This is a genomic window from Streptomyces sp. NPDC097981 (assembly GCF_040302565.1).
GTDB lineage: Bacteria > Actinomycetota > Actinomycetes > Streptomycetales > Streptomycetaceae > Streptomyces.
The window spans coordinates 1-18804 of record NZ_JBEORW010000036.1; the positions used below are offsets into that span (position 1 = coordinate 1).

General features: G+C 72.0%; 18 protein-coding genes. 5 read left to right on the top strand and 13 right to left on the bottom strand.

All coding sequences use genetic code 11. From position 1 onward, the window contains the following. Positions 1-10: 10 nt before the first annotated feature. Positions 11-493 carry a hypothetical protein gene (locus ABTY04_RS28995; RefSeq protein ID WP_352216359.1) on the bottom strand — a complete coding sequence of 161 codons (483 nt, stop codon included), beginning with the start codon at positions 491-493 and terminating at the stop codon, positions 11-13. A 264-nt stretch (positions 494-757) separates the two neighbouring features. Between ABTY04_RS28995 and ABTY04_RS29000 the strand changes: the two genes are divergently transcribed. Further along, a complete protein-coding gene (locus ABTY04_RS29000) occupies positions 758-1108 on the top strand; it encodes a hypothetical protein (protein WP_352216360.1) in 351 nt (116 codons plus the stop codon). Positions 1109-1124: 16 nt separating this feature from the next. Here the strand turns inward: ABTY04_RS29000 and ABTY04_RS29005 are convergent, their stop codons facing one another. Both ABTY04_RS29005 and ABTY04_RS29010 read right to left on the bottom strand, forming a co-directional pair. Beyond that, the gene (locus ABTY04_RS29005) at positions 1125-1349 is read right to left on the bottom strand and encodes a hypothetical protein (RefSeq protein ID WP_352216361.1); all 225 of its coding nucleotides are present in this window, start codon (positions 1347-1349) and stop codon (positions 1125-1127) included. A 41-nt stretch (positions 1350-1390) separates the two neighbouring features. Beyond that, the gene (locus ABTY04_RS29010; protein WP_352216362.1) at positions 1391-2245 is read right to left on the bottom strand and encodes a class I SAM-dependent methyltransferase; all 855 of its coding nucleotides are present in this window, start codon (positions 2243-2245) and stop codon (positions 1391-1393) included. A gap of 70 nt (positions 2246-2315) precedes the next feature. Here ABTY04_RS29010 and ABTY04_RS29015 point away from each other — a divergent pair, with 70 nt between their 5' ends. After that, on the top strand, positions 2316-2939 hold the full coding sequence (locus ABTY04_RS29015) for a TetR/AcrR family transcriptional regulator (protein ID WP_352216363.1): 624 nt from the start codon (positions 2316-2318) through the stop codon (positions 2937-2939). A 55-nt stretch (positions 2940-2994) separates the two neighbouring features. On the opposite strand, the gene ABTY04_RS29020 is transcribed toward ABTY04_RS29015, so the two are convergent. Further along, complete coding sequence (locus ABTY04_RS29020; protein WP_352216364.1) at positions 2995-3360, bottom strand: ArsR/SmtB family transcription factor; 366 nt, start codon at positions 3358-3360, stop codon at positions 2995-2997. Positions 3361-3544: 184 nt separating this feature from the next. Continuing rightward, complete coding sequence (locus ABTY04_RS29025) at positions 3545-3919, bottom strand: hypothetical protein (RefSeq protein ID WP_352216428.1); 375 nt, start codon at positions 3917-3919, stop codon at positions 3545-3547. Between the two features lie 305 nt (positions 3920-4224). Between ABTY04_RS29025 and ABTY04_RS29030 the strand changes: the two genes are divergently transcribed. Then, positions 4225-5481, top strand: coding sequence for an MFS transporter (locus tag ABTY04_RS29030; RefSeq protein WP_352216365.1), 1257 nt, complete (start codon positions 4225-4227; stop codon positions 5479-5481). 84 nt (positions 5482-5565) lie between these two features. Here the strand turns inward: ABTY04_RS29030 and ABTY04_RS29035 are convergent, their stop codons facing one another. The 6 genes from ABTY04_RS29035 to ABTY04_RS29060 form a co-directional block, all read right to left on the bottom strand. Then, a complete protein-coding gene (locus ABTY04_RS29035; RefSeq protein WP_352216366.1) occupies positions 5566-8082 on the bottom strand; it encodes an aldehyde dehydrogenase family protein in 2517 nt (838 codons plus the stop codon). Then, positions 8079-9236: a LuxE/PaaK family acyltransferase gene (locus tag ABTY04_RS29040; protein WP_352216367.1), complete on the bottom strand. Its 1158-nt coding sequence runs from the start codon at positions 9234-9236 to the stop codon at positions 8079-8081. The genes ABTY04_RS29035 and ABTY04_RS29040 overlap by 4 nt, the downstream gene beginning before the upstream one ends. Beyond that, positions 9233-10369 (bottom strand): GNAT family N-acetyltransferase, encoded by a 1137-nt coding sequence (locus ABTY04_RS29045; protein ID WP_352216368.1) that lies wholly within the window; start codon positions 10367-10369, stop codon positions 9233-9235. The genes ABTY04_RS29040 and ABTY04_RS29045 overlap by 4 nt, the downstream gene beginning before the upstream one ends. Next, positions 10366-11829: an MFS transporter gene (locus tag ABTY04_RS29050; RefSeq protein WP_352216369.1), complete on the bottom strand. Its 1464-nt coding sequence runs from the start codon at positions 11827-11829 to the stop codon at positions 10366-10368. The genes ABTY04_RS29045 and ABTY04_RS29050 overlap by 4 nt, the downstream gene beginning before the upstream one ends. After that, complete coding sequence (locus ABTY04_RS29055; RefSeq protein ID WP_352216370.1) at positions 11826-13094, bottom strand: phenylacetate--CoA ligase family protein; 1269 nt, start codon at positions 13092-13094, stop codon at positions 11826-11828. The genes ABTY04_RS29050 and ABTY04_RS29055 overlap by 4 nt, the downstream gene beginning before the upstream one ends. Positions 13095-13802: 708 nt before the next feature. Beyond that, the gene (locus ABTY04_RS29060; RefSeq protein ID WP_352216429.1) at positions 13803-14624 is read right to left on the bottom strand and encodes a helix-turn-helix transcriptional regulator; all 822 of its coding nucleotides are present in this window, start codon (positions 14622-14624) and stop codon (positions 13803-13805) included. A gap of 140 nt (positions 14625-14764) precedes the next feature. Between ABTY04_RS29060 and ABTY04_RS29065 the strand changes: the two genes are divergently transcribed. Further along, positions 14765-16183, top strand: a complete 1419-nt coding sequence (locus ABTY04_RS29065) for an MFS transporter (protein ID WP_352216371.1) — start codon at positions 14765-14767, stop codon at positions 16181-16183. A 275-nt stretch (positions 16184-16458) separates the two neighbouring features. Further along, complete coding sequence (locus tag ABTY04_RS29070) at positions 16459-16731, top strand: hypothetical protein (protein WP_352216372.1); 273 nt, start codon at positions 16459-16461, stop codon at positions 16729-16731. A gap of 61 nt (positions 16732-16792) precedes the next feature. Here the strand turns inward: ABTY04_RS29070 and ABTY04_RS29075 are convergent, their stop codons facing one another. Both ABTY04_RS29075 and ABTY04_RS29080 read right to left on the bottom strand, forming a co-directional pair. Beyond that, positions 16793-17110: a hypothetical protein gene (locus tag ABTY04_RS29075; RefSeq protein ID WP_352216373.1), complete on the bottom strand. Its 318-nt coding sequence runs from the start codon at positions 17108-17110 to the stop codon at positions 16793-16795. Positions 17111-17168: 58 nt separating this feature from the next. Continuing rightward, positions 17169-18752 (bottom strand): alpha/beta hydrolase, encoded by a 1584-nt coding sequence (locus ABTY04_RS29080; protein ID WP_352216374.1) that lies wholly within the window; start codon positions 18750-18752, stop codon positions 17169-17171. Positions 18753-18804: the final 52 nt, after the last annotated feature.

Here is an 18804-nt window from a genome sequence, read left to right on the forward strand (position 1 = left end):
ATGCACAACCTCACCCTCGCCGGATAAGCGAGCAGGCCGCACGGCAGCCCGCCATGCCCGAGGCCACTCGAAGATCATTTACGGGACAACCCTTAGGCCGTTCCGGCCCGGGAGGCCGGGCGGCGCTCACCGCAGCGCGGCCGGTGACGAGCCGCCCGGGACGGCGATACGGGGGTGCGGCCCTGCCGTCCGCCGGGACGGTCCGGATGTCACTCGCACGGCCCTGCGCACCCGGCAGCGCGTAGGCGAGCGTGCCCTCGTCCGGCCAGGCCGCCCGGTCGTCCATGCTGCGCGTCTCGGCGAGCGGGGTCTCGAACGTCACTCCCCCGTAGTTGACGTCAGGGGAGTGGTGGCGGACGCCGTCGATGGTGAGGGGTACCTGCTCCATCGAGGTGACGAGGTCACCCGTACGCAGGTCGGGGATGGCCGTCCGGGTGGAGAAGGCGGTGGTGGCGTACGAGTCCCCGGTCGCGAACCCCGTCCAGGACAGCATCCGCCGACCGAGGTGAGGAGCAGGGCGTACGCGGCGAGCAGCGCGAGGTGCCCGTACAGGAACGACAGCCGGCGCCCGACCCGGTCCCGAGCGCGGCGGTGGCGCCGCCCGCGAGCAGCAGGGTGGCGCGATGCATGCGCCTACGCCCGGCCGGAGTTGCGGGTCCGGCCGCGAGCGCCGAGGGTGATGCCGTGCGGGTGTTGCCGACACGGCCGGCGCCGACCACCGGCCCCCGGGGCAGCGCCCCGTCCCAGAGGAGCGAACATGGCTGAACCGGCCAACGGAACCGCTTGCGAGTACAAGACCGAACACTTCACGGCGACGGAACACCGGACGAGCCACGGCCGGCGCACGGTCAGGGTGAAGGGCGTGGCCGCCTGCCCCACTCCGGGCTTCCGGCTGGCGCTGGAGCTCGCCAGTCCGCCGATCGTGGCCACGCCCGAGGTGCTCCACCTCAACCTGCGGGAGCAGGACCCGACGGGCACCGTCCCCCAGGTCGTGACCGACACCGACGTCGAGGCCGAGTTCCCCGTGGGGGACGAGGTCGAATGGGTGCTGATCCGGAATCTGGGCATCAACATCCCGGTCACCGGCCGGCCCGGACAGCACGGCTAGCCGGTGCACGTGCGCCTCATCCCCCGGGCTGGAGCGCCCCGTTGCCGGTGAGCCGGTACGGCGCGGCCGATCCGATCGTCGCCGTCGGCTCGCAGCGGTCGACGATGGCGAACACTGTCTCGGCCTCCGCATGCACCAGGCGGCGCAGCCCGCGTTCGTCCAGCACCGCGTGGTGGTCGGCGTCCAGCGGTACGCCGGCCGCCCAGGGGCGCTTGTGGTCGTCGGCCCAGGCGACGACCACAAGCTGATCCCGGGCAGCCGGGCCGAGCAGCGGATGGTCCGTCAAATGAGCGGAACGGTGCCCTCTGGCATCGCCGTGCCGGTGCGTGTCGCGGTGACCGCCACCGTGGCGTACGACATCGTGAACCCGCCGCCCATCACGTCGATCGCCGCCCCCACGCGGGCCAGCACCTCGTCCACCGCAGCCGGCGGAAGGCGGGTGAGGGCGCCCAGGGTGGGCATCTGGCCCAGCCACGCGTCGCGCGTGTACGTCCATTCCCAGTCGAACCTCCACTCCTGCGGCGTACTGAACCCGCCCGCCTCGCGGATCCCGCCCGCGGCCTTCGCGAACAGCACCCGGTACCCGTCCAGGGCCCCCGTCATCGCCCGGACGTCGAACGGCGCGTCCGGCGCCACCCTCAGGTACGCCGCCGCAAAGGCCTCCGCCAGTGCGGGCGGCAGCCGAAACACGTTCCAGAACGCCGCCAGGCTGCCACCGGCCCGGAGCACCCGGGCGGCCTTCGCCGCTGCGGCGACCGGGTCCATCCAGTGCCAGGCCTGGGCGGAGACCAGCGCGTCGAATTCCCGGCCGGCCGGGTCCCAGGCTTCGAACGTCGCGACATCGACCTCGACCCCGAGATGCCGCGCCCGGGCGGCCATCCGCGCGTCGGGCTCGACACCGAGCACCCTGCAGCCGACCGCCTGGAACTGCCGGGCCGCGATTCCGGTACCGCAGCCGGCGTCGAGGAGGTCGGGGCCGGGGCTGCCGGCGACGATCCGGCGCACCAGGGCGTCGGGGTAGCGGGGCCGGGCCCGGTCGTAGCGTTCGGCTTCGGAGCCGAACGACTCGGCAGCACGGCGGTGTTGATGGGGCCGGCTCGCGGGCGGGAGCGAGGGCTCCGGAGGTAAAGTGGGCATGCGCCCACTATGAGTGGGCACATGCCCACTCGTCAACGGGTGGGTTCGACGAGGGAAGGCGGGATCCGCAGTGCCGACAGGGGTGGCCTTGCACGACGTACGCGAGCAGCTGTTCGGCGCCGCCGAGCGCGTCCTGCTCCGGGACGGACCGAACGCGCTGACCAGCCGGGCCGTCACGACCGAGGCGGGCTGCGCCAAGGGCGTCCTGCACCGGCACTTCACCGACTTCGACGCATTCCTCGTCGCACTCGTGCACGACCGCATCGCCCGCGTCGAGGGCCAGGCCGCCGCCCTGCGCGAGGGCGCCGGTACCGGCACCGTGGCCGGCCGCCTCACGGACGCGCTGACCAGCCTGTTCGAATCGGTCGCCGTGGCGATCGTCGGCCTCGTCACCTCCCGGGACGACGTCCGCGCCCGGCTGCGCGAGACCACGCCCACCGGCGTCCCGGTACTGACGGAGGCCACCGCCGCGATCGCCTCCTACCTCGCCGCCGAGCGCGACCTGGGCCGCATCGCGGCCGGGGCCGACGTGGAGGTCCTCGCCCCCACCCTGGTCGGTACGGGACACCTGCTCTTCGCAGACCGGAACGGCACCCCGCCGGACCCCGAAGCCGTCCGCAAGGTCGTGACCGCGGTCCTCGCCGGCGCCGTACGGGAACCGGCGCCCGGGAGCACCCCCGAGGCCCGGCCGTAGCCGCCCCCGCCGGCCGAGGGTCGGCGGGGGCGGCTTACGGTGAGGATCTGTCGGCTCAGAGGCCGGCCCTCGGGCCCGTACGGCCGCTCTGGGGTTCCACCTGCCGCAGTTCGGCGAGGAGTTCGCTCTGACCTGCCAGGAGTTCGGTCAGGATGCGGCGGGCCGCACGCAGGAGCTCGGCGACGTCGCCGCCGGCGAGGGCGTAGTTGACGGTCGCGCCGTCGCGCGTGGAGATGACGATGCCGGAGCGGCGCAGGACCGCCAGCTGCTGGGACAGGTTCGACGGCTCGATGTCGATCTCGGCGAGGAGTTCGCGTACGGGCCTCGGACCGTTCTGCAGGAGCTCCAGAACGCGGATCCGGACAGGGTGTCCGAGCATGCGGAAGAACTCGGCTTTCGCCTGGTACAGGGGTACCTGCATGCCCACAAACGCTCCCGCCGTTGCTTGGACCCGCGCTCTCGGCCCGGATCCGTGAGTTCCTGTCCTCCGGCACCCATCATTCCGCCCAATGGGCCCACGCGCGCCCTTGCTTGACCAAATTCGGATGTGCCGGATTGAAGACTTCTTCAATTCGTGGGCATGCGTGGGCCCGAGAGCGCACCGGCTAAACCTCCAGGGCGGATTCGATGCGCTTGAGCTGGTGTCGGGCCATCGCCAGATTGGAGTTGGACTTGGACAGTACGACGTACAGGAACAGCCCGTTGCTCCCCCGGCCCTTGAGGAGCCGGATCAGGTGGTACTGATTCCCGAGCGTGATCAGGAGGTCCTCGATCTCGTCTTTCAGACCCAGCAATTCCATGGTGCGGACCTTGGCCCGGATCACGTCGGTGTTGCCCGCCGCGGCGACCGCCAGGTCGAGATCCTTGCCGCCGCCCAGAGTTCCGAGTGCCATTCCGCTGGTGTAGTCGACCAGCGCGACCCCCAGGGTGCCCTCGATGGAGGTCATCGTCTCCTTCAAGGAAACTTCCACATTTGCCATCGGCGCGCGCTCCCTCATCTCTCGTCCATGCCCGGCGCCCGCTCGCTCGCTTGCCTGCTCGCTCGCCTGCTCCACCGGACCACTTGTGAGGCTGACGTTACTGAGCGTGTGGGGCAGCGCGAGGAGAATGGGAGATTTGACGAAAAACACGCCCCCTTCCGTCTAAGATCCGCCCAGCACCCCTGGCCCCACCCGCCGCACCCGCTCAGCGGCTCCCGGACCGGCCGACGTCAAGCGGGCGGGCTGCTAGAATGACGGTGTCGGCCTTCGGCGCCCCCCAACGGGTGCGTTCGGAGGCTTTTTTCATGCCTTCTGACACGTCAACGTCCACCACGTCCACGTCCCTCACGCCTCCCACCTCTGGTTACCGTGGCCTGCTCCGCAACCGTGAGTTCGCCGGGCTGTACGCCGGCTTCACGCTCACCGTCGCTGCGAGCACCTTGTCGGGCTTCGCGCTCGGCACGCTGGTCAACCAGCAGACCCGGTCCCCGTTCCTGACAGCCGTGAGCATGTACGGCGCCACGTTCGCGACGGTGCTCGGCGCGTTGACGCTGATGTCGGTCGCGGACGGGAGCCGTCCTCGCCGGACCCTCGTCGCGCTCCAGTGCGTCTCGTTGGCGGGTGCTGCCGCACAGGCGGTTCCGGGGCTGCCGCTGGCTGCCCGGTTCGGTCTGCTCCTCGTCGTGGGATTCTTCCAGTCCCTGGGCACCGGAACGCGGATGGGGCTGCTCGCCGAGGTGGTGCCGACCTCTGTGTATGCGCTGGCACGGTCGCTGATGAACATCACTTCGGGCGGAATGGCCATCCTCGGCTACGCCATTGGCGCCGCACTGCTGCGGTACCTGAGCTCGCAGGAGGTCTTCACCGCCTCGGCGGTCCTGACCGGAGTCGGGTTGCTCGTCGTGGCAACGACCGTCCGGGAGCGATCGATCCGTCTGACGCGTCGCCCCGGACTGCGTCAGACCTGGGCTACGAACACCGCGCTCTTCTCCCACTCCGGCCAGCGCGCGCTGTTGCTGAACCTGTGGGTCCCCAACGGCCTGGTCGTCGGCTGCGAGGCCCTGTTCATCTCCTACGCCCCGGAACACGCCGGCGCCCTCCTGGCCGCCGGCTCGGCGGGCATGCTCCTCGGTGACCTGGCGGTCGGGCGACTGCTCACCGCCGACGGGCGACGCCGCTGCGCCTTCGCCCTGCGACTGCTGCTCGCCGTTCCCTACCTGCTGTTCGCCGTCCACCCGCCGATATGGGCGACGACGGCCGCGGTGTTCATCGCCAGTGCCGGGTTCGCCTCCACCCTGCCGCTCCAGGAGCAGCTTCTCGCACTGACGCCCGATCCGGTCCGCGGGCAGGTCCAGGGGGTCGAGTCCGCCGGCCGAATGACGTGGCAGGGCATCGGAGCCGCGATCGCCGGCGGCCTTGCCCAGTACCTCACCCCCGGCACGGCCATCACCGCCGCGGCCGCGGTCTCCGTCGCCGTCACCGTCTCCTCCCGGCGGTTCGTGGTCCGTGCCCGAGCCGCCCGCGTCGAGACGGCCGGTGCACAAGCGGCACCGGGTCGGTAGCCGCTGCACGCACCCACGACGGCATGAGCGGCGGGCGCGGCCGGACGCGCCCGCCGCGCCCCGCCACGCGTCGCCCTCCGGGTGCTACCGCCTCCGGTCCAGCACGGCCAGCAGCTTTCCGCTCGTTTCCGTACGGGCCAGACCGGCTCCGTCCACCCTCTCGACCGTGAAGTCGAGCAGCTTCTCCGCCACGGCCGACCGCACCTCGGGGTAGGCGGCCAGGAAGGCGTCGCGGGCCCTGTCCGGGTCCGGGGCGTGGGCGCTCTCCATCCGCAGGGTGAGGACCTCGCGGGCGGCCCCGCCGGTCAGGACGGCCTGGATCTCGCCGCCGTAGCCCAGGTGCTCCTCCGCGATGGCCACGAAGCGGCGGTAGTTGAGGAAGTACGTCGCCACCCGCATCACCTCGCCCAGCCGGCCCAGCAGCTCGAAGCGCGGGGCGTGACTGCCGCAGGGGCAGCGTCCGGGGAGCGCGCGTCCGAGGTCGCCGATGACGTACCGGTCGAGGTGCTGGCCGCGGCGGGCGCGCGTGGTGAAGACGAGCCGGCCCGTCTCCCCCGGTGCCACGGGGCGGTCCTCGTCGGCGTCGACGATCTCCAGGGTGTGCAGGTCGGCGTGGAGGTGGTGCACGCCGCCGCTGCTGTGCGCGCACTGGTAGCCGAGGGGGCCGAGGTCGGTGCTGCCGTAGGTGATGGAGTGGACGACCTCGATGCCGTAGGTCTCCGTGAGGGTCCGGCGCTGCTCCGCCGTGAAGTGCTCGCCACCGTAGTAGATCTTGCGCAGGCCGCCGTACGAGAGCAGGAGGCCCGCTTCCTCGTGCAGGAGCTGCCAGAGGTAGGAGGGCATGCCGAAGAGGGTGTCGACCTCGTACGCCACGATCATCTCCGCGGTGGCCCGGTGGTCGGAGCCCGCGGCCATCGGCATCTGGATGCCGCCCAGGCGCTCCAGTATGGAGAAGAAGCTGATGAACCCGCCGTACATGCCGCCGCAGTAGAAGAGGTTGGCCGTGCGGTCGCGGGCCGGGTCGTAGCCGGCGGCGAGGAGCCCGCGGGCCGCGGCGTGCATCTGCGTGTCGTAGTCCTCGTACGTGAACAGCGAGAGGGCGGGCGTACCAGTGCTGCCCCCGCTGCGGAAGTACAGCTCGGCGTCGCGGCGGTCGACGCCGCGGTTGAGCTCCTGCACGGCGGCCTTGTCCAGCAGCGGCCCCGCGGCCTGCGGGAAGACGGCCGGGCGGGCGAGGTCGTCGAGGCAGGCGGTGGCGGCGAAGCGCTCGTCGGCCTGGACGGCGACGCGGCGGCTGTAGCGCTGGAGGGCGTAGACGCCGTCGTGCGGTTCACCGGCGTAGCCCGCCGTCATGGCTCCGACGGGGGTGACCCGGGTGGCCCCGGCGGCCAGGACCAGGGCGGAGAGCTCTGCCGTGTCGGTGCGGCTGCCCGCGATGCCCGCCGTCTGGAGGTAGCGGCGCATGGGGCGCAGCGTCGCGATGAGGTCCTTGCGCGGCAGCGGCTTGACCCACACGCTGCGGTGCAGCGGCGAGGCGGTGAGCGCCGGGCGGGTGTCGGCCATGACGCGCCACGTGCCGTCGGGGGCAGCGAGCACGCGGGTGAGGCCGAGGTGCTCTTCGAGGCGGGCGAGGTGCTCGGTGGTGGTCAGTTCCGCGTACTCGGCCGGGTCGAGCTGCGTCTCGGCGGGCGCCGGCTGCGCGGCCAGGGCCGCGGCGAGGCGTTCGGCGAACGCGTGCAGTGCGCCGGTGTTCCCGGTCTCGGTGTCGAGGTAGACGACCTGGGGGCTGGAGCAGGCCTGCTGCTCGAAGAGGCAGATGTCCCGGGCCAGGGCGGTCAGGGTCGCCTCGTCGGTCCAGGCGTCCTGCGTGAGGAAGGCGAAGGAGATCTTGTGGCCCCATTCCACCAGGCGGCAGCCGGCCGGGACATGGGCGGCGACGCCCTCGACGGCGGTCTCGCCGCCCCATACGGCGACGGCGTCGGCGGGGGCGCACATCAGGCGCAGCCAGTCCTGGCGGGAGGAGGGGAAGCGCAGCACGACGATGCGTTCGGCGATGGCGCCGGTGGGGTCCTGCGCGGCGAGTTCGGCGAGGAGGTGCTGGGCGAGGAAGGTGTCGGCGCTGCTGGTCTTGAGGACGTTGACGTTCCCGGCGAGGAGTCCCTCGATCAGGCTGAGCGGGGCGACGGTGGCGGCGTTGCCGGGGGCTATGTGGGCGACCAGGCCGACAGGGGCCCAGGCCTCGTAGACGGTCTCCTTGGCGTCGGGGCGGTTCAGCCGCTGCGGGGCGGTGCCGCCCAGCTCGCGGCGGAGCTTGCGGGTGAGGGAGCTGCGGGCGAGGAAGCCGGCGAGTTCGGCGAGGATCTCCTCCGCGTCGGCGTCGCCGCCCGCGGGCAGGTGCGGGACCAGCCGCTCCCGTACGCGGTGGCCGGGGTCGCGCAGCGCGCGGGAGAGGGCGTCGCAGGCGGCCAGGACGGTCTCGGTGTCCAGCGGTGCGGCGAGGGCGGCCTCGACGGCGGCGGGCAGCGTGGCCAGGCGGCGGGCCGCCTCGTCGTCCCCGATGAAGGTGCCCTGCCAGTAGTGGTGGTTGATGGTGTCGGTCATGACATTCCCTTCATCAGTTCGGCGGCGGCCACGGCACAGCTGCGGTTGCGGCTGACGCCGGCGCGGCCGTGGATGGTGAACCACGGGGTGGTCAGCTCGCAGCCGCACTCCTCGCCCGGGTGGAGCGAGGCGAGGTCGCCCATGACGACGCTCTGCGCCGGTACGGAGGTGATGTACGGGGACACCAGGTGCAGGTAGCCGCGCTCGCCGTACGGGAGGGGTTCGAGGGTGCGGGTGGAGCGGATGAAAACGCGGGACCAGACCGGCGCGTGGAGGTTGTGGTGCGCGCACTCGATGTAGGGGACGCAGTGCTCGACCGAGCCGAAGGTGTCCCGGATCCGCTCCGAGGGGACGCCCAGCTGCTCGGTGACGCGGGCGTACAGCTCGTGCTTGCCGATCTGCCGGTCCGTGTGGCCCTTCCAGCCGCCGCCGAGGATGATCAGGGAGCCTTCCGGGAGCTCCAGCGGCGCCACGCCCATGGCACGCATCCGCTCCAGCGTGAACCAGAGGAAGGCGGGGAAGCCGAGGATGCGGACGGGGACGTCGTCCTCGGCGAAGCGGCCCAGTGCGGCGACGCATCCGAAGGGGTCGAACTCGTGCCCGTTGCCGGTGTTGCGCAGGGCGTACTCGACCTGCCGGGCCGGGGCGAAGTCGCAGAGGTAGTTGTCGGTGAACGAGGTGCCCAGGTTGAGGTCGCGGGCGGGCTCGTAGCTGTAGAGCAGGTAGTTGACGGGCTGGTCGGGGGTGATCCAGCCGTTGTGGTCGAAGATGCGGGCGACCATGCGCTGGGCGGAGCGGATGGTCCACTCGTCGAAGAACATCTGCGACTTCTGTCCGGTGGTGCCGGAGGAGGTCAGGTGGAGGTGGACCTCGTCCTCGGGTATGGACAGCACTTCGTGGCGCTTGAAGAAGTTCGCGTGCACCAGCGGCGCCCGGTACGGGGTGTCCGGCCGGTCCCCGTCGTACAGGCTGCGGAAGAACGGGGACCGGTCGCGGTGCCAGGCGTTGATCTCCGCCATGGCCGCGGTGAACAGCTCCTCCTCGGCGGGACCGGAGGTGTACGGCCCGGGCAGGTCGCAGAGCTGCTGCACCCGGCCGAGGGCCGTGGCGTCGGGGACGTCGACGGGGGCGAGATGGGGTTTCGAGGGGGTCATGAAGCAACCTCACGTACGGGCAGGTGTGTCGACGCCCAGGCCGACACATAGGAATCGAGGAAGGGCTGGAGCGGCGGGTCGACGACCACGCCGCGGAAGTCGATGTGCTCGGTGGTCCGGGACATCACCACGTAGTCGTGGAAGCCGTCCCCGTCCCGGCGCATGGCCGGGTACAGGGCTCCGGCGATGAAGCCCTGGGCGGCGAAGGCCGAGAGCGCGGCATGGTGTTCGAGGGGTACGAGCGCCTCGACGTAGCCGGCGCCGGCGCGGGTGAGGGTCCGGGTGACCGGCTCCAGCCAGCCGGCGGCGGCCACCGGGTCCGGGTGGGCGGTGACCAGGGCGCAGTAGCCGCCGGTGCGGTTGAGGTAGGCGTACACCTCGAAACCGCCGTCGTCGGGGGTGAGGAGGATGTTGGGGGTGTGCAGGGGGTAGAACCAGCGGCCGGTGTCGGGGAAGTGCTCGTGGAAGCGGCGACGGACGAAGGCAGGCGCCTCGATCATCTCCAGGGGCCGCGCGGCGGGCCCGGCGGGTGCCGGCAGGGGCTGCGTGGGCTCGGCGTCCGCGTAGCTGATGCCGAGGCTGGCCCCGGCGGTGCGCAGGAGTGGCACCAGGGAGGCGGGCACCTCGGCGACCGGTACCCGGCGGTCCAGCACGCCGGGCGAGTGACGCGCGTAGAGCGCGAGGCTTTCGCGGCTGCTGAGCTCCACGGCGTTGGGCAGGATGCCGAGCGGGCGGAACCCGTTGCGGGCCACGACGCGTTGGGGGCCCGCGCTGACGGTCCGTACGGTCGCGTAGACGGAGTCGAGGATCCCGGTGTCGAGGGTGCCGGCGCACAGGGCCTGGGTCAGCTGCCCGGCGAGCCCGGATCCGCGCTGGTCGGGGTGGACGGCGAGCCCTTCGAGGCGCCCGACGCGGCTGCCGGGCTCGCTGTGGACCGCGGCCGATCCGGCGAGGGCGCCGGTACGGAAGCAGCGGGCGACGAGCCAGAGGGTGTGCGGGTCCTGGATCAGCCGGGACATCTCGGCGGGGTCGGTGCCGAGGGCCGTCGGGTAGTGCGGCCCGTAGACGGCGTAGTAGAGCTGGCGGAGATCGGCGATGTCGGCCGGGGTGGCCTGCTCGATCGCGGCGGTCATCGTGCGCCTCCTGCGCGGGTCGGCGCCGGCGAGGACGCCGGCGCGGGCGCGGCGGGGGCCGCTGCGACGGATTCGGGGATGCGCGCGGCGTCGGGACCGGTCTCGGTGCCACCGGTCTCGGTCTCGGGCCCGGCCTCGGTGTCGCCGGTCTCGGTGCCGCCGGTCTCGGTGCCACCGGTCTCGGCGGAGGGCCCGCCCGCCGGGTGGGCGTGGCCGGGGAGCAGGGCCAGCGCGAGGGCCGCGGGCACGAGCCCGGCCGCCTGGATCAGGCACAGCGCCTGGGCGGAGAGGTGGTCGCCCAGGAAGCCGAAGAGCAGCGAGGCGACCGGGAAGGTCGCGCCGAGGACGGCTTGCATGACGGCGAAGAAGGCGGGCTTGTCTGCGGCCGGGACCAGCCGCTGGAACAGGGCCACGAAGCGGACCCCGATCACGCCGACGCACCAGCCGGTCACCAGCAGGGCGCCGGCGATGACAGGCCGTGCGGCGATCAGGCCGGGGACGGCGAGGGCCGCGGCCATCGCGCCCAGGCACGCGGTGCCGACCACGGCGGGGCGGCCGGGCACCCGTGCACCGGTGAAGGAGCCGATGAGGGTGCCCACGCCGAGCGAGGCCTCCAGGAGGGCGACGGTGCCGCCGTCGCCGTGCAGCACCGATGCGGTGTACAGCGGCATGACGACGAAGACGGCCGTGGTGAAGAGGTTGGCCGCGGTGAAGCAAAGCAGGATTCCGCGGACGTGCGGCATGGCGCCCAGGATCTGACGCAGTGTCCGACGCGCTGCCTCCTCCCCGCCTGCCCCGGCGTCCAGGGCGGCACCGGCATCGACATCGGCAGCCGCGGTGCGGAACCGTGCGGTCGCGACGAGCAGGGCGGCCGTGGCGTAGGCGGCGGCACAGCCCACGGCGAGGCCGGCCACCCCGGCCGCGTCCACGACGAGGGCGCCGAGCAGGGCTCCGCCGAGGCTCGCCAGCGACTGGGTGGACAGCTCGAAGCCGGTCGCGGCCTCGATGTCCTCGTCGTCCACGAGCTCGGGCACGGAGGTGGTCAGGCACGGGTCGAAGAAGGCCTGGCAGGTGGCCAGGGCCAGGGCGGCGGCGTAGGCCGCGGCGACGGGCAGGTCGCTCGCGCAGGCCCAGGCGGCCAGTGCGGCGGCGGCCGTCCCCGCTCCCCCGGCCGCGGTGCGCAGCAGCGAGCGGTGGGCGAAGCGGGCGATGGCGCGGGCGACGAGCGGGGCCAGGACCACGGCGGGAAGCGTGCTGACGGCCATGAACAGCCCGGCAGCGAAGCCGCCTTCACCGGCAGCGGCGTCGCTGACGAGCCACCAGGAGATGCCCACCTGGAACATGCGTATACCGGCCTGGGTGAGCACCTGGCCGAGCCAGACGGTGCCGAAGGCGCGGTTGCGCAGGACGAGGGGCAGTCGGCGGCTGGCGGCCGCAGCCGGCGGGGTCGGCGCGGTCATGCGGTCGGCCTCTCGTCGATGACGCGCACGAGTTTGCCGGAGCGGGAGTTGACCACGAGGTCGCGGTGGCCGGCCCACTCGACGCTGAGCGGGTGGACGAATCCTGCGGCGACGCTGTCGGGATAGAGGGGCCGGGCGGTGTTCAGCCCGGTGACGACCTCCTTGGCGAAGACCTCCAGGGCGGCCGGGTCCTGGCCGGGAGTGGTGGCCAGGCGCAGTACGAGGCCGTCGCGGCCCTCCCAGCGGCGTACGACGAGCTGCATGCCCGTGACGCGGCCCCCGGTGTCGGCGACGGCGACGGCGGTCGTGACGTCCTGCCAGTACAGCGAGACGGGGCCGACCCGTACGCCTTCCTCGGCACGGCCGAGGATGCGGAACGCGCCCCCTTCGGTGTCGGTCCATTCCGCGCGGTCGCCGGCGGGATAGCGGATGACGGGCATGAGGCTGCGGAAGAGCTGGGTGACGACGACCCGTCCGGGCCGGCCCGGCTCGCGGATCGGTTCGCCGGTCGTCTCGTCGAGGATCTCGACGATGGTGTGCGGGGTGAACGTGCGGTGCGTACGGGTGTCCGGGCCGGGCACCGGCCGGCCGAGGAGGCCGCCGTCGACGCTGGCATAGCCGAGCGAACGGGGTGTGGCGTTGGGGAAGGCGGCCGAGAGGAGGCGGCGCTGATCGGCGAAGAGTGCCTCGCCGCCGAAGAACAGGAGCTCGACGCCGGGCAGTTGGCGGCCGGTGGAGGCGATGTGCTCGGCGAGACGGCACAGCGTGGTCGGCGTGCCCGCGACGACGTGCGCGTCGAAGTCCTCGATCGTGGTGAGTGTCGACTCCAGCGGGGCGCCGCCGCCTATGGGCAGCCGGACGTTGGCGACGGGCGCATGGGCGAGCGAGTCCAGGATGAACAGGAAGCTGGCGTAGAGCTCACCGGCGTAGAAGAGGTCGGCGACCCTGTGGCCGGGCCGCAGGCCGGCGTCGGCCATCCCGGCGCCGAAGGCGGTGACGAACTCCTGCCACTCCTCGCGGGTGTAGCAGGAGAACCGCGGTGTCCCCGTGGTGCCGCCCGTCTTGAACACCACGGCTTCCCCGAGGGGGGCGGTCAGGACGCGGTTGTCGTGCAGGGTGTTGGCGGCCCAGAACTCGTCCTGGTCGACGACGGGCACGTCGGTGATCCGGCTCACGTGCGGCGGCAGGTCCGCATAGAGGCCTGCATAGAAAGGGGAACGGTCACGGGCGAAACGCACGAGGTCTGAAAACTGCTGGACGGGCATGCTGCCTTTACCTCGAAAGATGAAAGTTGAAATAGACGGGAGACAGGCGACGCGTCGGGGCGTGGCGGAACTCACACCACTCTCACCCGTTGATCAGTCAACAATGCGCACATTGCACAGAGTTGACCAGCGCGACTTCAACCTGATGTCTGTTCACATGATGAGACAAGAGGAACGAGCTGCCAAATCGGTCGAGGCCTTCCTCGGCCAAAGGCCACAGATTTCTGGCCTGTGGGGCCGAAATCCCGCCGACGGCGGGAACAATGGAGGCAACTGCACCGTCACCCACCAGCGCAGACGTATCCCCGGTCCGGCAACCGCAAATGTCCGGAACCCTCGGGGTTCCTTGCGGCAGGGATACCGAGGAATCAGCGGTATTGCCGATGATGCCGTCCGGCCATTATGAACCACATCACAAACGGGCCGAACTCGCAGGTGCCGCAAGGCAATTGAATTGCGCTCTGCCCCGGAGGTTCGTCGCCCCCGGGGTGTGCATCACCACCCGGCGGCAGCCACCGAGCCGATGGCACCGTGCCAGACCCGGCGGTACCCCTCGTGCAGCGGTCCCCACCAGGTCGAGGATCTGCGAGGCGGCCTCGGCCAAGGGCTTCGGGTCGCCCGACCGGCACAGACACCGGCGCAACCACACCGGCACGGCGGCGCCGGTGGGGCGGACAGCCGCCCTCGCGCCCGGGCGGTCCGCCGGGCTCAGCCGGCGATCGGGTACATGGTGCCGCGGCGCCCCTCCGCCGAGGTCAGCCACTCCAGCTTCTCCGCCGTGTCGGTGGACGGCAGCGGGGTGTGCAGCACGATCGACAGGTCGGGCCGGGCCGGCACGCGCAGCTGGGTCGATTCGACGAACAGCGTGCCCACGACCGGGTGCTCGATCTCCTTCTGCATCTGGCCGCCGGGCCGGATGTCCCGCTGGTCCCACAGCGCGGCGAACTCCGGGCTGAGGTCCCTGGCCTCCTCGATGACGGCCCGGAACCCCTCGTCCTCGGGCCACTCCGAGCACGCCGCCCGGTACTGGGCGACCACGGAGCAGGCGATCTCCTCCCAGTGCGGTGAACGCGCCTTGTAGATGGGGTCGGTGAAGAACGCGATCAGGCAGTTCTGCACGGTCTCCGGACGCATGCCGAGCACCAGGGCGGCGGCATCGTTGTACGCCACGGTGTTCCAGTACACGTCCATGATGTGCGCGGGGAACGGCATCCAGGCGTCGATCAGCCGCTTCAGCCCCTGGCACATGTCGCGGTCGGCGGGCGCCACTTCGAGCGCGGGCGGGTTGAGCCCCGCCAGTACGTACAGGTGCCGGCGCTCGGCACTGGTCAGCTTGAGGACCCGGCCCACCGAGTCGAGGACCTGCGGCGACACCGTGATGTCGCGGCCCTGCTCCAGCCACTGGTACCAGGACACCCCGACCCCCGAGAGCACGGCGACCTCTTCCCTGCGCAGCCCCGGGGTGCGGCGGCGGGCCCCGCCGTCCGGCAGCCCGGCGTCCGCGGGGCTGACCCTCGCCCGTCTGCTCATCAGGAACTCGCGCAGTTCGGAACGGCGGTGCTTGTCGATCGGTGTAGCCACTCACTCCCCCTGTCGGCTGCCTGGTGGTGCCACCAACAGGATAAGTTCCCACTCTCCACGGCCATTCCCGGACCACGAGGGTGGTGGCCATGGCGATCGATACTCAGACGACAACCACCGGCCCCCGGGCCGCAGTCCCCGGCAACGACCGGCTCACCGGCCGGGCCAAGCTGGTCCTCTTCGTGCTCTGCGCCGCCCAGTTCATGGTGGCGCTCGACTTCTCCGTACTGAACGTGGCCCTGCCGGCGCTCGGCAAGGACCTGGGCCTGAACCAGTCGGCGCTGCAGTGGGCGGTCACCGCCTTCGCGCTGCCCTCCGGCGGCTTCCTCCTCCTCTTCGGCCGGATCGCCGACCTGTACGGACGCAAGAAGCTGTTCCTGATCGGCCTCACCCTCTTCGGAACGGCCTCGCTGCTGGCCACCCTGGCCTGGGACCCGGCGTCCTTCCTCGCCGGGCGCGCCCTCCAGGGCCTCGGGGCGGCCGTCATCGTGCCGACGGGCATGTCCCTGCTGACCACCACGTTCCCCGAGGGCCCGCTCCGCGACAAGGCGCTCGGCATCTCCGGCACCCTGCTGTCCCTCGGCTTCACCATCGGCATGGTCCTCGGCGGCGTGATGACCGACACCCTCGGCTGGCGGTCCACGATGGGGCTGCTCTCCGTCACCGCGGTGATCGTGCTCGCCCTCGCCCCCGGGCTGCTCCCCGAGTCGCGGACCCCCGACCGGCCGCGCCTGGACGTACCGGGTGCCGTCACGGTCACCGGCGGTCTCCTCGCGCTGATCTACTCCCTGTCCACGGCGGCCCAGCACGGCTTCAGCGGCGCGGACGTCCGGGGCACCCTGGTCGCGGGCCTGGCCCTGCTCGCCGCCTTCGTCGTGGTCGAGTCGAAGACCCCGGCCCCGCTGGTCTCGCTGCCGATGCTGAAGCGGCGCACGGTCGCCTGGGGGAACGTCGGCGGCCTGGTGACCTTCGCGATGATGTCGACGGTCATCTTCGTCCTGACCCTGTACCTCCAGGAGACGCTGGAGCTGTCGTCCTTCCGGACCGGCCTGGTCTTCGGCGTCCAGGGCATCGCATCCGCCTTCGCCGGCTCGTACGCACCGAAGGTCATCGGCCGCTTCGGCGCCCGGCGCACGCTGGTCGGCTCGCTGCTCGGCCAGGGCGCGTTCACCGCCGCGCTGCTCACCGTGGGCGCCGGGTCCGGCGCGCTGGTGGCGACCCTCGCCGTCTCGGTGGCCAGCATGTTCCATCTCGGCGCGATCATCTCGTACGGGCTGACCGTGACGAGCGGTGTGCCCGATGAGGAGCAGGGCCTGGCGACCGGCCTGGTCACCACGACGCAGCAGGTCGGCCTGACCATCGGGATCCCCCTGCTCGGCGTCCTCGCCACCACGCAGGGCTCGCTCTTCGACGGGGTCCGTACGGTCCTGGCGATCGACGCGGTGATCGTGGTCGCGGCGGCGCTGCTGGTGGGCATCGGCCTGGGCGGCCGTACGGACAAGGCCTGATCCGAATCGGGCCCGGAGACCGGAGACCGGGGACCGGAAGCGGAGAGCATCCTCCGCGTTCGGTCCCCGTCCCCGTTTCCGGGCCGGCTGCGCACGGGCCGGGAAACCCGTCGGCCGGAGTGCGGGCGCTGGTGCGGTGCTCTAGCGTCGAAAGGGCGGGGGTGACCGATGCGTCGAGCCGGTGGCCCCCCGGAGTGCCCGCTCCGCGCCGCCCCCGCGCGTGGTCCGGCACACGCGCGGATCGCGTGACCGACCAAGAGAGCAGGTGTATCCGCATGCGTCCGTCGGCCCGTATCCCCGGCATCCTCGCCGGCCTGGTCCTCGCCACCGGAGGCGCCCTCTTCGCCGCCCCGGCCGCCACCGCCGCCCCCACCAGCATCCAGGACTGCGAGCAGTACGTCGTACAACACGGCAAGCAGGTCACGGACGCCGTGGTGCAGGCGTGCTACGAGGGCCAGATCGGCAACCAGACCAGCTGCACCGCGAGCCTCCAGGCCGCCGGAATCTCCGCGAACATCGCAGGCGGGGCCTGTCGCGCGGCTCACTAGGCCCTGGCCGCCCCCGGCCGCCGGGCTTCGTCCTCGCTCCCGGTCGGCCCGGTGCCCGGTCTCATGCCCGTCTCCACCGGGGCGGGTTGCCCGGGGAGGCGGGCTCGGGTGTGGGTTCCGGGCCGCGCAGGTGCAGATCGCGGATCGTGGCCGCGGTCTCCCGTTCGAAGTGCTCCCAGGAGACGAGCCGGCGCCAGGCCGGATCCGGCCGCCCCGGCACGGTGGCCCCCCGGGCCGCCCACTCCCGGGCGAGTTGCTCGAACAGCGGGGCGGCCACGGCCGCGTACGTCGGCTGCCGGGGGATGTGGAGGGGGCGGGCGCCGTCATCCGCGGCCCGGTGCCGAGCTTTGGTGGTGGGCGTGGAGCGCGTCGTCGTCATGCCTGCGCAAACGATCCCCCGGGCGGCTGGGACACGCGCGACGGGCCGACTCCCGGGGTCAGGGTTTCCCGGGCGTGAGCGCCGGGAAACCCTGCGGCGACGGCGCTACCAGTTCCGCGCGGTGCTCGTTGCCGCCCGGCGTCGCCCGGCAGGTCACGTCCTTCTCCGGCAGCCTGCCCGTGGCCAGGTAGGCGTTGACCGGCTCGTTGGCGCAGGAACCCCCGTAGGAGAGGTACACGCCGTGGCCCTCACCGCCCTGCGCGAGCACCATCCGCGAGCCCCGCAGCGCCTTGTGCAGGCCCAGGCCGCTGACCAGCGGGGTCTGCGGGTCCCACTCGTTCTGCACGGTCAGCACGTTCGCCTTCGTGTTCATCGGCGTCGCCGGCTCGGCGGGGGGCTGCCAGAAGGCGCACGGCCTGATGTTGGAGGCGAAGTCCCCGTACAGCGGGTACTTGGCCTTGTCCTGGGCGGCCTCCCGCGCGTACTGCCCGGGATCGCGCGGCCAGGCATCCGTGTCCCCGCACGTCACGGCCCACAGGACGGCCATCGCGTTGTCCGAGGGCTCGGCCGGGGTCTGCGGGGCAGGCTCCGCGGCGGGCTTCAGCAGCTCCGCCTCGGGTGCGGACAGGGTGGTGGGCGTGCCGTCGGCCGCCCGTTTCATCGCCCTGACGATGTAGGCGGCCTGGTCCGGGGTGAAGAAGAGGTTCCGGGCCGTGCGGACGTCGTCGCCGGTGAGCGTCTGCGAGCCCATCACGATCGGTGTCCGGTCGGCCCGGGCCACGATGTCCCAGAAGGTTTTGGCCACCGCTTCCGGGGTGTCGCCGAGCTGGTACTCGGCCGCGCGCCCGGCGGTCCACTGCGTCCACCGTTTGAAGGCGGGCTCCGCCTCGGTGGCCCACACCTGGGTCATGCCGCGCCAGACCCGGCCGGGGTCGACGGCGCTGTCGAGCACGAAGCGGTCGGTGCGCTTCGGGAACATCTGCGTGTACACGGCGCCCATGTACGTGCCGTAGGAGTAGCCGACGTACGAGATCTTCTTCTCGCCGAGTGCCACCCGGATCGCGTCCATGTCGCGGGCGGTGTTGCGGGTGGTGATGAACGGCAGCACCGGGCCGGACTTCTCACGGCACTTGTCCGCGACCGTACGGGCCCACGCCACGTCCTTCTGGAACGTCTCCTCCTTGTAGGGCCTTTCCTCGTTCTCCTCGTCCGGGGTCATCCCGCAGGTGATCGGGCTGGAGGGGCCCACGCCGCGCGGCGCGAAGCCGATCAGGTCGTACTGCTCGCGTACTTCCCCGGGCATCAGCCTGTTCATGACCAGGGGCCGGTTCAGGCCCGAGGCGCCCGGTCCGCCCGGGTTGAGGAGCAGGGCCCCGTGCCGCTTGGCCGGGTTCTCGCTCTTCATCCTGGACAAGGCGATGGCGAGCATGGCGCCCCGGGGGTGCCGGTAGTCGAGCGGGACCTTGATGGTCGCGCACTCGAACGCGGCCGGCTGGTCGGGGCTGCAGCGCTGCCACGAGGGTTTCCCGGGTGCGTACTCCTCCACTTCGGCCGCGGACGCCTGGGTGGCGGAGAGCGCGGGGAGTGTGGTCGCGAGCAGACCGGCGGCGGCGAACAGCGGGGCGAGGCGTTTCAGGTTCACGAAGGTGTTTCCTTTGGCTGAACTTCGCTGGCCTGACCACCCTGCTGCGGGA

Bases quoted from the DNA above. Each gene is read 5' to 3' on its own strand.
- ABTY04_RS29020 (WP_352216364.1), bottom strand. From the start codon at position 3,360: ATGCAGGTACCCCTGTACCAGGCGAAAGCCGAGTTCTTCCGCATGCTC.
- ABTY04_RS29070 (WP_352216372.1), top strand. From the start codon at position 16,459: ATGCGTCCGTCGGCCCGTATCCCCGGCATCCTCGCCGGCCTGGTCCTC.
- ABTY04_RS29010 (WP_352216362.1), bottom strand. From the start codon at position 2,245: ATGCCCACTTTACCTCCGGAGCCCTCGCTCCCGCCCGCGAGCCGGCCC.
- ABTY04_RS29060 (WP_352216429.1), bottom strand. From the start codon at position 14,624: ATGAGCAGACGGGCGAGGGTCAGCCCCGCGGACGCCGGGCTGCCGGAC.
- ABTY04_RS29000 (WP_352216360.1), top strand. From the start codon at position 758: ATGGCTGAACCGGCCAACGGAACCGCTTGCGAGTACAAGACCGAACAC.
- ABTY04_RS29055 (WP_352216370.1), bottom strand. From the start codon at position 13,094: ATGCCCGTCCAGCAGTTTTCAGACCTCGTGCGTTTCGCCCGTGACCGT.
- ABTY04_RS29030 (WP_352216365.1), top strand. From the start codon at position 4,225: ATGCCTTCTGACACGTCAACGTCCACCACGTCCACGTCCCTCACGCCT.
- ABTY04_RS28995 (WP_352216359.1), bottom strand. From the start codon at position 493: ATGCTGTCCTGGACGGGGTTCGCGACCGGGGACTCGTACGCCACCACC.
- ABTY04_RS29065 (WP_352216371.1), top strand. From the start codon at position 14,765: ATGGCGATCGATACTCAGACGACAACCACCGGCCCCCGGGCCGCAGTC.
- ABTY04_RS29045 (WP_352216368.1), bottom strand. From the start codon at position 10,369: ATGACCGCCGCGATCGAGCAGGCCACCCCGGCCGACATCGCCGATCTC.
- ABTY04_RS29040 (WP_352216367.1), bottom strand. From the start codon at position 9,236: ATGACCCCCTCGAAACCCCATCTCGCCCCCGTCGACGTCCCCGACGCC.
- ABTY04_RS29050 (WP_352216369.1), bottom strand. From the start codon at position 11,829: ATGACCGCGCCGACCCCGCCGGCTGCGGCCGCCAGCCGCCGACTGCCC.
- ABTY04_RS29025 (WP_352216428.1), bottom strand. From the start codon at position 3,919: ATGGCAAATGTGGAAGTTTCCTTGAAGGAGACGATGACCTCCATCGAG.
- ABTY04_RS29075 (WP_352216373.1), bottom strand. From the start codon at position 17,110: ATGACGACGACGCGCTCCACGCCCACCACCAAAGCTCGGCACCGGGCC.
- ABTY04_RS29035 (WP_352216366.1), bottom strand. From the start codon at position 8,082: ATGACCGACACCATCAACCACCACTACTGGCAGGGCACCTTCATCGGG.